Raw genomic sequence first — 13,498 nt, forward strand, 5'->3', positions numbered from 1 at the left:
TTAGCCCTCCATTACTGGAATGAACTACATATTTTTATAACGATCGTCCCGTTCCTCAGCGTAACATGCCATAAAAGTCAAAACTAGATATCTTTATGATTTAGAATCCCGTCTATGTCTACCCTTTTCAGTGCACAGAGCCGCACGGCTAATGAATGAACGCCACTATGTTACTGAAATAGAGCCACTTCTCGCAAGCTGAACCGGGCTTCAACTATGTAAAAGAAGCTTGTCCTGTTCGTAAGCAGAAGATGTGAGGGCGGCAGCCGGCATAACTTTCAATTCCACATAAACCTGACCGACAACTTTCGAACCGTTCGAGACGGCTTTGCAATCGAACCAGTAGATTTCGTCTCTAGCATACGTTAATTCACTTTGGACTTGAATATGATCGCCGGCAAAAGCCAGCTGGTCGGCTTGGGCATTCCCGGAAAGAACCTGAAATGTAATCTCATCGTCTCCGTGCAAGTGAGCGGCATGTATCCCTGCGGTTTGTATCAGCTGGCTCATCAGCCTTGCGATCGGCAATACGGGCAGTTCTGCGAAGTGACCGTAACACCAGGCCGGTTCAATCATACCTAATTCTGCTTTAACAAGTGGAATGGACTTCTCGATGTTACGAAGAGGGAGTAGGTGCTTGTAGGGGTTTGGCGAGGCATCATGGAAAATGTTTTGCATTTGAAATTTACGATTCGCACGCTTAAACGTTTCCTCTTTGACGACATGGTACATCACTTCCAAGTAGTAGAGGATGTGACCGGTATGATCCTGGATGTAGCAGCTTGCAGCGGCCGATTTGCCGCTGATCATTTTGCCTGCAGCCACACCGTACAGCTTGTGGCGGGTGGCGGTGCCGCCCTGTCTGACGGCAGGGTTTCGTCTCAACACAGCCTTCGATGCAAGGTAATAATGTTTGGATTTGACAGGATTTAGACTGGCAACGGAACATGAGCCGAGTATGGCTAAATGCCGCCCGATTTCTCCAGAGGAGATGGGACCTGCTTCTTTGCCCAAGGACTGCTCGACTTCAATTGACGCATAGGCTGCATGGTGATCGTCGATAAACAAGTTTTGCAGCGCGTAATAGGGAGGCTGTACATCAATCAATGATAGAATGCTTTCGAGGCCAACAATCGAGCTCATACCGATCCTCCTACAGAATGTTATATGAAGTAATTGTAACCACGTTATTCTTCTTAGATGGCCCAGTTACCCGGAATATTCTGATTTCATGCAGCAAGCTCGGCGGGAGTGGATCTATGGATTGTCCATCAGGATGAGGTCGATCAAATAGCTCAGTTGGATGCTTTTGGAGGGAGGATAATTAATATATATTTTCCTGATATTCCTAGATGTAGGATAATACATAGGGCTGAAAAAGTAAAGTTTTGTCACACCACGCGCAACCGCACTCTATATTGCAAAAAGCGATGGGTTGGTTCCATCGCTGCGCTCTCGTATCCTCTAGCATAATCATAATAAACAACATTCCTCGACAAGACTACAGTGCACCTCGCACTTAAAACGATATGCACCTTACTAATACCTAGGATTCGACTTCAACCTCCATGTTTTTTTCAATAATCTTCACTTTGTTAATTCTTCGTTCTTTAACCTCTTCAATCCTGAAAATCGCACCTTCATATTCGACTATTGGTTTTTCGCCGTCCGCCGGAATTCTTCCGAGTTGATCAACCAAAAATCCACCAAGAGTGTCGTAATCTTCATGCGGGAAATTTATATTGATTTTCTCTCGAAGATAACGTAGATTTACTATTCCTTTGACAATATAAGTGCTAGGGTCGATTTGTTCAATTTCCCTATCATCTTCGTCATGTTCATCAAAGATGTTGCCGACAATTTCCTCAAGCAAGTCCTCAATTGTTAAAATACCGGCGGTTCCTCCGTATTCGTCAATCGCGATAGCAATATGAACTTTATTCTTCTGCAATTCCTTGAACAACAGATCGATCTTCTTAGAAGTTGGGACAAAATAAGGAGGACGCGAAATTTTTCTAATCTCTAATTCCGAATCTCCGCTATGCTCAATAAAGTCCAGTAAGTCTTTAACATGTAGAATTCCCACAATATTATCTATGCTACCCTCGAAAACAGGAAGTCTTGTATATTTTTCAAGATTAACCAGCTTTATAACTTCATGAAACGGCGTATCCACTGGAACGCCTACAACATGGCTTCGATGAGTCATTATATCGCTTACGGTTTTATTATCAAATTCAAAAATATTATTAATCATCAATCGTTCTGTTTCTTGAATAGTGCCTTTCTCATTACCTGCGTCCACCATCATTCTAATCTCTTCTTCTGTAACTTCATCCATCTTGTCGTTCGGATCAACGCCTGCTAAACGAACAAGGGAGTTCGTAGAAAGCGTTAAAAGTCTAACGAATGGAGAAGTAACTTTAGACAACAGTGTTAGAGGCATAACTGCAAACATTGCGATGGGTTCAGCTTTTTGCAATGCAAGCCGTTTTGGCACAAGCTCGCCCAATACAAGCGTAAAATAAGACAGTAATAGCGTTATAAGTATGACGGAAACTAGTTCTAACGTTTCAAGGGGCAACGGAATGTTAGTGGAATGCAAGAAACTGGCCATCCTGCCAGCGAAACTTTCCGCCGCAAACGCACTTGCCAAGAATCCAGCCAAGGTTATACCAATTTGAATTGTGGCTAGGAAACGGCTCGGTTCACTCAGAAGATTTTGCAATAATTTTGCCTTCTTATGCCCTTCTTCAGCCATCGCTTTAATTTTATTATCGTTTAATGAAATAAGGGCGATTTCCGAAGCGGCAAAAAAAGCATTCAGCACAATGAGTACAAGTAAGATCAAAATTTCAGTTAGCAACGTTTTCATCATCCTCCATCAGAATAAGTTTAAACACCGACAGTTTCTGATGAAATTTATTCCAATTGATGAAAACTTGCCTTACTGCCTTTTTGGGATACAACAAGTACCCACAGGCTACTATTGCTCGGTTCCCCTGGGTCATCGTCCATTCCAATGCCACCTCCTTTTCTTATATATCAGTAAATATTATCAATGTTTTATTCCGATTCATCAAGATTTATTTTTCTATACATAATGTATGAACAATCATGAAAAATAAGATGTAGGCCGTCGCTCCGCCGATGGAATGACCGAACACCCCGACATGGCCGAGATCCATCCTCCCTTTGAGATGACTTGGAATCTGCCCCGATTGGATGAACTCGAATTGGTCCAACACAAACGCCACATCAGTGTCATCTTCACTCTCCTTATAAAGGATCTCTTTTCGCTTGTTCCAATCTTATCCTGCCAGGTGGCCTAAGTAAGCATCCCCCCTCCTTTCGCTGCCGTAACATATAGACGATTGTGGACTCCAAAAAGTACTAGGTAGCATGTTCGTAATCCTGCGTTAGCTTAGCCCGCCGCGGTTACTCCCTCCATTTGAAACTCATTTACACACGGCGCTATCGGACGCATTCGCACAGGAACTGAATGCCCTCCACGAAAAGTGAATTCGAGTACCGGAGGATAGTTCTCCGTCAGAACGAAGTTTCGGCGACTACGCGAAAGTTCTTCCTCCCCGCCGAGTTAAGGTGTATAAAATGTTAATGGCGGCCCCTCCCGCCTCAGCTTCGGGAATAGGCCGCCTTACTATTACTGAATAGAGGATAGGTTAATTCGAAAGCACCGCTGGGGCGAGCTGCGCACCTTGCGCTGCTCTTCTCACATACTTGCCCGTCCCCTCCGGCTCCACCGCTTTGCCGCCCGCCGCAATCACCTCACCCCGGCGGATGGTCATCACCGGCCACCCTTTCACTTCACGGCCTTCATAGATGGTATAGTCGGAGTTGATTGGAATCGTGTCAGGCGTAATCGTCTGTACTTTCTCCAGATCGACCAAGATCAAATCCGCATCGCTGCCGACTTCAATCCCGCCTTTTGCAGGATACAGACCATAGGTTTTCGCCGTATTCGCCGATGTAATCTCCGCGATTTTCTGCAGCGACAACCCGCGCTTGATCCCCTCGCTGAGCATTTGCGGAAACATAAACTCCGCTCCGCCGAAGCCAAGCGTCACGTCATCGATTGCGTGGCCTTTCTTGAATTTTTCAGCCCAAGTAAGGGACACATGATCGGTTCCAATGAAAGTGACGATATCATCCTTAATGGCCTGCCAGAGGGCGTCATTATCATGCTTATACCGCAGCGGAGGTTTGACCACGGCCCCAAGCCCCTTGGCATTATCAACCGTCTCCAACAAATAATGCGGACATGTCTCCACATGAATCAGTTCCCGATCAAACCATGGCATCGCGCGTAGAGCCTCGATACTTGTGCCTGCACTGCAATGTACGATGCTGATTTTTGCGTTGTACTGTTTGGCGAGATAGCTGACTCGGATAACGGATTCCGTCTCCACAATATCCGGGTTAAATTTGTCGAAGTACACAAGCTGATTGCGATTCGGGTCGTCCACATATTTTTGATAGAAATTTCGGCCCATCTCCACATTCTCGCAGTGAATACACAGAATGAGATCCGGAGAAACAGCTTTCATTGCGTCGAAAATATCAAGCAGCAGCTGATCGTCAAGCGTGCGGTCCGTGCCGTAACGGGTTTTCTCCAGCCCTTTGTACCCCAGGTATAGTTTGAATGAAGTACTGCTGAACTGTTCAACGTAATCCCTCATTTCGGCAAGGTGCTGATCCGTCATCACCCCGAGATGGAAACAGAAATCAATCACACTCTCTCTTTCACCGATAGCAATTTCATGTGGCAGCTGCTCCAAGTAGGATCGGCCGCTGCGCATGAAGTTAATGACCGTGGTGACTCCGCCGATCGCGGAAGATCTCGATGTGATCCGGTAATCCCGGGCAAGCGCTTCGTCGCCTCCGTACGAGTAATGACTATGTCCGTCGATAGCTCCCGGGAACACGGTCAAACCTTTGGCATCGATAATCTTTGCACCCGGGGCATCGAGCTGTTCGCCGATGGCGCATATTTTGCCGTCTTTAATGCCGATATCCACCTTTTTCACACCAACGTATGGAATAACAACTTCTCCGCCTCGAACGATCATATCCATGTTATCATCCCTCCATGATTACTTCGTTGTATTGATATACTCCAGCGCATCATCCACGGACAGCATATCCGCGTATTTCATCCACATGTCCAATAGACTTACGCGGTGAGAAAGCTCAATCCGATCAAATAAACACTCGTACAATACTCCCACACGGTAATTTAACGAAGCGGCATCGACTACCGCAGCCCGTACGCATCCCGAGGTCACTCCCCCGCAAACGATGAGCGTGTCAACCTGAAGCCTGTTCAGGTAATTCACAAGCGGAGTGCCGACGAACACACTGGCATATCCTTTATCGATGACGATGTCGGTCGGCTGCCTATTCACCTCAGCCACCAGCTCCGTATAAGGATGGCCCTCCACATAATTGGAACGGTCCCGGCCGGATTTATTGGCAAAGCTGTCGAACTGCATGTACTTGGCGATTTGCCGGGAGAAGATGACCGGCAATCCCCTTTCCCGGAACAGGTTCAGTACGGGCAGCGATTTTTCCAGCGCCTCCCACGCCTTCTCCCCGACGCCGGTCGGAAACTCATCCAACTGCTTCAGAATCGGCTCCCGGGTTCCCATATAATTGGGCTGCGGATCAATAACAAGCAGTGCCGGCCGCGAACCGAGCCCCCTCGGCTTACCGAAGCCGCCCTTTTCGATGACCTTCTGATCATCTCCCAGCAGCAGGTCTTCCCAAATCGATTCAAGCCTCATCTCAGATTCCTCCTGAATTATAGTTTGAGTTTCCTATACAGTTGTGGAAGCAGTCACATTCTTTTCCTTCCCGGTACTCTTGTTGTTTCGCATATAGGACACCGCTATGGAGATGAATGTCAGTACCATTAATGTTAGAAACGCCAGCCTGAAGCCGCCCGATATAAGCTGAATATCGTCTCCGGATACCTCTGCGTTTGCGCCGGCATATATGCTATCCTTCAAATCGGCCGGCAGTACGCTGGTCACAAGCATTAAGGACATGGCCGTGCTGATGACGACCCCGATATTTTGAAGCATGGAGCGGAGCCCGTTCGCCACACCTCTCTTTTCAGGTGGAACGGTAAGCATGATGGACTTGGTATTGGGTGTCATAAACATGCCGGAGCCGAATCCAACCAGGAACTGGCCAGCCGCGATCCACCAATACGACGCTTCGACTCCGGTATGCACGGACAGCAGCAGCATCCCGATGGAGGCCATCAATAACCCCGAGGTGGATAAAGCCAAGGTGCTGTATCTGCTGCTAAGTGCCCCTACGATCGGCGATGCAAGAATCATGCCGGCCGTAACGGGAAGCACATGAAGCCCGGCAACGAACGTGTTCTCTTTATGAACCACCTGAAAATACAAGGCAACGAGAAGAACGACGGAAGATCGGGCAAGAGCATTCAGGAAGGTGGCTAAGTTGGCCATAGCGTAAGCTCTGTCCCGGAACATCCCGAAATCAACAGTCGGATAGCTGACTCTGCGCTCCCACCAAATGAAGCAGACGAGGAATACAACGAACATGACCAAGCCGGCCACAACCGGTAAGCTTCCCCACCCGATGATGCTTCCCTGGGAGAACGAGAAGATCAATCCTCCGACACTTAGAAAAATAAACAGGTTCCCGTACATATCCATCTTCTCGCCCCGGGCTTTGCCGGGAACAGGCCGCAGCACAATGGAGGCCCAGACGAGGCCGATGATGCCGATCGGGACGTTGAACCAGAATACCCAACGCCAATCGAGGATATAGACGAAGTATCCGCCGATGACCGGCCCCAGCAGCTGGGCCGCCGACGAAACGAGCACATTGATGCCCAGCGCCGTACCCAGACTGCGCTCCGGGAACGCATCGGTGATCATTGGCGTTGTGTTCGTAATAATTATCGCACCGCCTGCAGCCTGTAAAATACGAAGTACAATCAGCACCCAGACATTAGGCGCGAAGCCGCATAAGAAGCTGACGGCGGTAAATCCGGCGAGTCCTATCAAATACAGCCTTCGCCTGCCGTATATATCCGCCCATTTGCCAAACACCAGAATAAGAATGGAGTTGAACAACATGTACGATAGAAGTATCCAGTTCGATGCAATGGGACCGGCATTGAAATAGGCAGACAACTCCGGTAAAGCGACATTCAACGTGCTTAAGTTCAAAGTGACAAGCAGTACACCCAAGCTGGTGACAAGCAGCAGGTGCCAAGGATAAGACTTGTTATTCATAGTAATTAGCTCCGATCTTGCCGCCTTCTAATCCCCAAAGCTTATTGCGCTTCACCTTCTATACAACAGAGGTCGATCAAGGTTCGGACATCCGGTTGTTTCTCCAAATTCCAGATGAACTGCAGGATATCTTCCTGCTGCCGTTCCGACCCAACACGGTATTCGGCTTCAAATCATCCCAGCGCAAGCCGACCAACCGTTTCACCAGCTCCTTCATGCATTACCACCCCGTATCCCCCCAGGCAACAAGCCCGTCAGTTTGCTCATGTCATCCAAGCGCTCCAACCCCCAAACCGTTTGGATGATGCTGCGGCGTCTTTCCGCACCCCATACCGTCTCCGTAAGAGCATGAAATTTATCCTCCAGCTGTCCTTCGCTTAAAGGACTGTCGAATTCCCCAGTTGCGGAACCGACTTCTTCAACAAGAACTTCGCCATTCTTCAAAGCCACTGTGATTCTTGTCGGACGGCGGTGAGGCAGCTGCGCGGTTAAAGCCGCATCCTCCCGTATTTCGATGCGGGAAGCCATCAGGAGCAGGTCTTCCTCCTCCGTTACACCCGGACGGTAAAGCTCCGGCCCAACGCTCCCCCTGCAAAGAAGCATGGCAAGCGAGAACGGTATCGAGAACTTAGCCGCCAGCTCATTGGCGGGGTTCGGTTCCGCCAAGAGAGAAGCCGCCTTGTACGTCTCCACGGTAACCGAATCGATCTGTTCCGGATGTAAGCCCTTCTGCACCAGCTTCAACAAACCGTCTACCGCTCCGTGAACATAACGGCAGCAGGCATAAATTTTCATATAGTTCTGCTCGATATAATACCGCCGGCCAAGTTCTTGATCCAGAAACTCAGCCGCCAGGCCGGTTCCCAGGATATCCCGATAAACCGACGCCAGCACCGCTTCGTTGCTTTCGGCTCCCCAGCCGGCCATATCCAGCCCCATCATCCCTAACAAATTACTAACCCCGACATAGGCATGGCGGACATTCGATCCGGTGAAGGCGGATGCCCATGCCGACGGAATCGGAAGGGATAAGGACAAGAGCATCGCTTCCTTGATCCGATCGGCTGGGGCCCCTCTCAGCTTGGCCGCGGCAGCGGCGGCGCCAACGATCCCCCAGTTGCCGTGAGGATGAATGGAGCTGCGCAGCGTAACGGCACTTCCCCAACGGACAGTAACTTCGTAAGCGGCCGTTACTGCCGTCAAGAATGTTTGCCCGCTGAAGACTCCCGTCTCGCTCTCCGCGAGCAGCGCAGGCATGAAGTGCGCAGCCGGGTGGCCCTTGGCGAAGCCGTTGCCTTCGTCCATCTCCGTCGCCACTACATTGAAGCCATTGACGAACACTGCCCACTCCTTGCCATAGCTTCGATTCAAGCCGACTATCGTATGAGATCCCGCCGGAAGTGCGTCTCCATTTGTCTTCGGCTTCTGCATGCAGCTTCCCGCCGCCATACAACCCAGCGTATCCAGCACAATGCGCTTTGCCGCGCGCACACTTTCCGATCTTAATTGCCCGAAGGTTAATTCACTGATAAAATCCGCCTGCTTCCGTATCCTGGTGCCCAATTCCTCCATCGCCTGCCACCTCAATGCCCCAAATAGGCGGCTTTCAATTGATCGTTATGCAGCAGCTCCTCCCGGGTGCCTTCCAGCACGATCCGACCATTCTCCAGTACATAGCTCCGGTCGGCCAGCGCCACGGCCTGCTTGGCATTTTGCTCGACCAACAGCACCGTGACACCCTTTCCCTTGATCTGTTCAATAATTTCAAACACCTGTTTGGTCAGCAACGGGGACAGCCCGATAGACGGCTCATCCAGAATGAGCAGCTTCGGACAGGACATCAAGCCCCGTGCGATAGCCACCATCTGCTGCTGTCCCCCACTCATCGTACCGGCGATCTGATGAACCCTTTCCTTTAATATGGGAAACAGTTCATAGCAGAGCTCCAAATTTTCCTTTTTCTTCTTCCGCGCCTCTTTGGTATAAGCACCCAGCTCGAGATTTTCCAGCACACTCATGTCGCTGAAAAGCTTACGCCCCTCGGGTACATGGATCAGTCCGCGTTTGACGATGGCATCCTGGGCCAAGCCTTCGATCCGCTCCCCATCGAACTCAACGACGCCTGCAGACCGTTTGATCAATGCAGATATGGTGCGAAGCAGTGTTGTTTTCCCGGCGCCGTTGGAGCCGATCAAAGATACAAACTCCCCCTTCTTCACGGTGAACTCCACCCCGCGCAGCACCTGCAAATTCCCATAGCCCGCTTGCAATCCGGAAACAGCCAGCATTACAACGCACCTCCCAAGTAAGCTTCGACAACCGTAGGGTCCTCCATGACTTCACCCGGAAGGCCTTCCGCGATCTTCTCCCCGTGATGGAGCACAACCACCCTGTCCGATAGCTTCATGACCGCCTTCATCAAGTGCTCGATAAAGCAAATCGTTACACCGCTTTTTCGAACCTTTTCGATGAGATCGATCATATCGTCCACTTCAACGGGATTAAGCCCCGACATGACCTCGTCCAGGAATAAAAGCTTCGGCTGTGTTGCAAGCGCTCGTGCGGTTTCCACCTTCTTCTGTTCGACGAAAGTCAGGTCCTTCATGCGGATTTCCCGCTTCCGGGATAGCCCGACAAAATCCAGCTTTTCGAGTGCGATCTCCTTGGCCTCCTTGGTATGAGAGACACGATTGAAGGCCCCGACCATGACATTCTCCAGAAGGGTCAAGTTACCGAACGGCTGTACGATCTGAAAGGTGCGGGCGATGCCAGCTTTACAAACAAATTCCGGCTTCCAACCCTTAATGCTCTTGCCGTTAAACTCGATGTGCCCCTCCTCCGGATCATAATAGCCGCAGATGGAGTTAAAGAAAGTACTTTTTCCCGCTCCGTTGGGACCTACCAGCCCGATGATGGAGCTCTCCGGCACTTCTAGGCTCACATTGTTAACAGCTACAAGTCCTTTAAACCTTTTCGTAACTCCGGTTATTTTCAAGAATGACATGGTTACGCACCTCCATCTCGGTTGTGGCTGCAGCCGTAACTCCGTCGCGCAGCTTCTTGGCCTTATGACGCTGGATGCGGTTTTCCACCCACCCCACCAAGCCTTCCGGCAGGAAAAGCATAACCAAAATGACAATGATCCCGTAAACAATCAGGTGCACCCCAGGGAAATGTCCTAAATACGCGCTCGTAATTTCACTCAACGGAACCGTCAGGAAGGAGCCCACGATCGGACCGAGCACCGTTCCTGCCCCTCCGATAATCGCCGGCAGCAATATATTGATGGAGGTGCTGTTTCCGAAAGCCGTTGGCGGCTCGATAAAAAGAAGATATTGGGCGTAAAAGGTACCACCGATTGCGGTTAAACCGGCACTTAATGCAATCGCGAGCATCTTGTTGCGGTACGTGTTCACCCCTAGGGATTGGGCGGCATTCTCATTTTCCCGTATCGCGATCAGGTTGAACCCAAGCCGGGAACGGCTCATCTTATAAACAAACAGGGTAATCAAGGTAACGAATGCGAAAATCACATAATAATAGCCGGAGCTGGACTCGAATTGGAACATCGACGGCTTGGGCTCAAGCGGGATCAGGATGCCCAGTGTCTTGTTCAGATACTCCGTGTTCTGTACGATGATGCGGAGTATTTCCGAAAAGGCCAGGGTAGCGAGTGCAAAATACGAGCCTTTCAGGTTATACCGGAAGCTCAGAAAGCCGATCATCAAGCCGATCAGGATCGCCAGCACCGCACCGGCCAGCATGCCAAGCCAAGGACTTAAGCCGAATTTGGTTAACAATATCGAAGAGGTATAGGCGCCGACGCCATAAAATGCCGCATGGCCGAAAGAAAACTGGCCGGAAAAGCCGCTCATAATGTTCCAGGCCTGGCTTACGAAGGCGAAGTAAAGGATCAAGATGAGGGTATGCATCATATAATCGCCGAACAAGGCCGGAGCCGCCGCAAAAAATAGCCATACCAACGATACGAGAATCGGTTTCTTCATTTGCCGCCCCTCCCAAACAATCCAGTCGGCCTAAACAGCAGGACTAGTATAAACAAAGCAAAGGTGACCAGCTCTTTCCAGCTTCCCTCCAGGAATACGCCGCCGAGCGCTTCGGATACTCCGATCAGCAGCCCGCCGATCAACGCTCCTACGAAGTTGCCCAAACCGCCCAGCACGACCACGATAAAGGCCTTCAAGACAAAGCTGCTGCCCGCCACAGGCGACGTATAGAAGAATGGAGTAATCAATGTTCCCGCTACGGCTGCAAGCGCCGCACCGATGCCGAAGGTGATGTAGTTGATCCGCTTCACCTGAATACCTACGATGGAGGATCCGTCTCGGCTTATGGAAGTGGCACGGATCGCTTTCCCCAAAATCGTCTTGTGGAGAAACCAATATAACAGGACGGTCAATACGATAGTAACGAGGAACGCAATACCTCTCGGCTTATTGATCAACAGTTCGCCAAGATGCAGCGATTCCTGCAGCGACGGTATGGATATCGTCCGCGGATCGGGGCTCCACAGCGCCATAGCTGCATTTTCCACAACCATCATGATGCCCATCGTGACCAGCAGCTGGTTATGCTCTGGAGCTCCTATCGTTCTTTCCAAAATAAATTTCTGTATGCCAACGCCGATTACGAATAAACAGATTGCACTTAGCGGAATCGACAGATACGGGTTCAACCCCAGCTTCTCAAACGACCAGAAGGTGACGTACATCCCGATCATCATGAGCGAGCCCTGTGCAAAGTTGATAATTTTCATGACGCCGAAAATCAGGGTAAGCCCGATGGCCACAAGGCCGTAAATCCCACCCATGAGTATCCCGTCAACGGCCGATTGAAGGATCAGCTTCATATCCATGATTTCGCCTCCCATTTTAAAAGAACGGGCGGAAGGTGCGCTTCCACCCGCCGCTTCATCCGCTACTTCAACGTTACTTCCACTTGCTTATACTCGGCTGGGAATACGACTACGGACTTGCCGTCGACGATTTGGTTCATAACGGATCTGGCGTTTTTGTTCTGGCCTTTCTCATCGAACACGATACTGTCTTGCGGCAGGATATGATCTTTATAATCGGTTGTAGACAAAGCATCGCGAATTTTCGTCTTGTCCGTGGAGCCCGCGCGTTCAATGGCGTCGATCAGCACCTTGGTCGCTTCGTAGGAGTATGCGGCGTTTGGTCCCATGCCCTTGTTGTATTTGGCGGCATAGGCAGCGGTAACGGTCTTTGCCTTCTCGCTCTTTGGATTAATGGAATAGTTCACGTCTAGCAAATATTGGTTCAACCCGGTATCCTCTGTAATAAACTTGGAATTGCTAATCGCGCCATTGGCTACACCGATCGTGACCTTAGGAGCGAAGCCGGCGTTCTTCATCGATTGGAACAGCAGCTTGCCGTCCCCCAAATAAGTGATGGGAATGACCACGTCCGGATTCAAAGATTTCATCTTGTTCACATCGGCAGTCAAGTCGGCCGCAGAGGAGGGGTGAGGCATTTTGGCCAAAATCTCCAGCCCGGCTTCGCTTGCGTGCTTCTGAATATAATCGGCGATACTGGATCCGAAGATGGAATCCTCGTGGGAAATTACCGCCGTCTTTAAGTTTCCTCCCGCCTTTGCGTTCAGATCCTTAAACTGGGAGATAAAATCTTGCGCCATCATAGATGCCGGAGGCTGCAGACGGAACGTGTACTTGAAGCCGCGCTCCGTAATGCTGTCCACTGAGCTGATTGTGACGACGAAAGGCACCTTTTGCTTCTCCGCTTCCTGCGTAGCCGTTAATGTGACGCCGCTGGAATAAGTCCCCAGAATACCGACCACGCCTTCGCGGACCATCCGTTGAACTTCGGAAACACCTTTCTCCGCCTTCATCTCGTTGTCGCCTGTAACCAAAGTTACCTTGGCACCGCCTAGAGACTTAATGCCGCCGCCCGCATTCACTTCGTCTACAGCCATTTGTATGGCATCCTGCATTTGCTGCCCTTCCACCGCGGAAGACCCGCTAATAGGGTGAATGGAGCCGATTTTTACTTCCGCCACTTTAGCTCCGGTGGAATCAGCGCCCGCAGCAGGGGAAGCACCCGAACCGGGATTGCTGCCGCAGCCGGCTAGCGCTGCTGCAAGGGTAACTACTGTTGCGATCACGGTAAACTTTTTAACTTTCATACGGTTTCTCTCCTTTGCCC

11 protein-coding genes are annotated in these 13,498 nt (G+C 50.3%); all 11 read right to left on the reverse strand.

Annotated features, from left to right (window positions below; genetic code table 11):
* Positions 1–210: 210 nt before the first annotated feature.
* The 11 genes from ACFFK0_RS07325 to ACFFK0_RS07380 all read right to left on the reverse strand — a co-directional run bounded on the left by ACFFK0_RS07325 (position 211) and on the right by ACFFK0_RS07380 (position 13,478).
* Positions 211–1,143: a hypothetical protein gene (locus ACFFK0_RS07325; protein WP_377469395.1), complete on the reverse strand. Its 933-nt coding sequence runs from the start codon at positions 1,141–1,143 to the stop codon at positions 211–213.
* Between the two features lie 403 nt (positions 1,144–1,546).
* Positions 1,547–2,878, reverse strand: a complete 1,332-nt coding sequence (locus tag ACFFK0_RS07330) for a hemolysin family protein (protein ID WP_377469397.1) — start codon at positions 2,876–2,878, stop codon at positions 1,547–1,549.
* Between the two features lie 805 nt (positions 2,879–3,683).
* Entirely contained in the window at positions 3,684–5,096 is a 1,413-nt protein-coding gene (locus ACFFK0_RS07340) for a dihydroorotase (RefSeq protein ID WP_377469399.1), read from the reverse strand.
* Positions 5,097–5,114: 18 nt separating this feature from the next.
* A complete protein-coding gene (locus ACFFK0_RS07345; RefSeq protein WP_377469400.1) occupies positions 5,115–5,804 on the reverse strand; it encodes an isochorismatase family protein in 690 nt (229 codons plus the stop codon).
* 33 nt (positions 5,805–5,837) lie between these two features.
* A complete protein-coding gene (locus ACFFK0_RS07350) occupies positions 5,838–7,295 on the reverse strand; it encodes an MFS transporter (protein WP_377469401.1) in 1,458 nt (485 codons plus the stop codon).
* Positions 7,296–7,508: 213 nt separating this feature from the next.
* Positions 7,509–8,867 (reverse strand): MmgE/PrpD family protein, encoded by a 1,359-nt coding sequence (locus ACFFK0_RS07355; protein WP_377469403.1) that lies wholly within the window; start codon positions 8,865–8,867, stop codon positions 7,509–7,511.
* An 11-nt stretch (positions 8,868–8,878) separates the two neighbouring features.
* Complete coding sequence (locus ACFFK0_RS07360) at positions 8,879–9,583, reverse strand: ABC transporter ATP-binding protein (RefSeq protein WP_377469405.1); 705 nt, start codon at positions 9,581–9,583, stop codon at positions 8,879–8,881.
* Entirely contained in the window at positions 9,583–10,299 is a 717-nt protein-coding gene (locus ACFFK0_RS07365; protein ID WP_377469408.1) for an ABC transporter ATP-binding protein, read from the reverse strand. The genes ACFFK0_RS07360 and ACFFK0_RS07365 overlap by 1 nt, the downstream gene beginning before the upstream one ends.
* On the reverse strand, positions 10,259–11,302 hold the full coding sequence (locus ACFFK0_RS07370) for a branched-chain amino acid ABC transporter permease (RefSeq protein ID WP_377469410.1): 1,044 nt from the start codon (positions 11,300–11,302) through the stop codon (positions 10,259–10,261). The genes ACFFK0_RS07365 and ACFFK0_RS07370 overlap by 41 nt, the downstream gene beginning before the upstream one ends.
* On the reverse strand, positions 11,299–12,171 hold the full coding sequence (locus tag ACFFK0_RS07375; protein WP_377469412.1) for a branched-chain amino acid ABC transporter permease: 873 nt from the start codon (positions 12,169–12,171) through the stop codon (positions 11,299–11,301). Before ACFFK0_RS07375 ends, ACFFK0_RS07370 begins: the two co-directional genes overlap by 4 nt.
* A gap of 62 nt (positions 12,172–12,233) precedes the next feature.
* A complete protein-coding gene (locus ACFFK0_RS07380) occupies positions 12,234–13,478 on the reverse strand; it encodes an ABC transporter substrate-binding protein (protein WP_377469414.1) in 1,245 nt (414 codons plus the stop codon).
* Positions 13,479–13,498: the final 20 nt, after the last annotated feature.

The organism is Paenibacillus chartarius, from assembly GCF_042432825.1.
GTDB lineage: Bacteria > Bacillota > Bacilli > Paenibacillales > NBRC-103111 > Gordoniibacillus > Gordoniibacillus chartarius.

Excerpts from the sequence above, each read along its gene's own strand:
- ACFFK0_RS07325 (WP_377469395.1), bottom strand. The coding sequence starts at position 1,143 with ATGAGCTCGATTGTTGGCCTCGAAAGCATTCTATCATTGATTGATGTA.
- ACFFK0_RS07330 (WP_377469397.1), bottom strand. The coding sequence starts at position 2,878 with ATGATGAAAACGTTGCTAACTGAAATTTTGATCTTACTTGTACTCATT.
- ACFFK0_RS07340 (WP_377469399.1), bottom strand. The coding sequence starts at position 5,096 with ATGGATATGATCGTTCGAGGCGGAGAAGTTGTTATTCCATACGTTGGT.
- ACFFK0_RS07345 (WP_377469400.1), bottom strand. The coding sequence starts at position 5,804 with ATGAGGCTTGAATCGATTTGGGAAGACCTGCTGCTGGGAGATGATCAG.
- ACFFK0_RS07350 (WP_377469401.1), bottom strand. The coding sequence starts at position 7,295 with ATGAATAACAAGTCTTATCCTTGGCACCTGCTGCTTGTCACCAGCTTG.
- ACFFK0_RS07355 (WP_377469403.1), bottom strand. The coding sequence starts at position 8,867 with ATGGAGGAATTGGGCACCAGGATACGGAAGCAGGCGGATTTTATCAGT.
- ACFFK0_RS07360 (WP_377469405.1), bottom strand. The coding sequence starts at position 9,583 with ATGCTGGCTGTTTCCGGATTGCAAGCGGGCTATGGGAATTTGCAGGTG.
- ACFFK0_RS07365 (WP_377469408.1), bottom strand. The coding sequence starts at position 10,299 with ATGTCATTCTTGAAAATAACCGGAGTTACGAAAAGGTTTAAAGGACTT.
- ACFFK0_RS07370 (WP_377469410.1), bottom strand. The coding sequence starts at position 11,302 with ATGAAGAAACCGATTCTCGTATCGTTGGTATGGCTATTTTTTGCGGCG.
- ACFFK0_RS07375 (WP_377469412.1), bottom strand. The coding sequence starts at position 12,171 with ATGGATATGAAGCTGATCCTTCAATCGGCCGTTGACGGGATACTCATG.
- ACFFK0_RS07380 (WP_377469414.1), bottom strand. The coding sequence starts at position 13,478 with ATGAAAGTTAAAAAGTTTACCGTGATCGCAACAGTAGTTACCCTTGCA.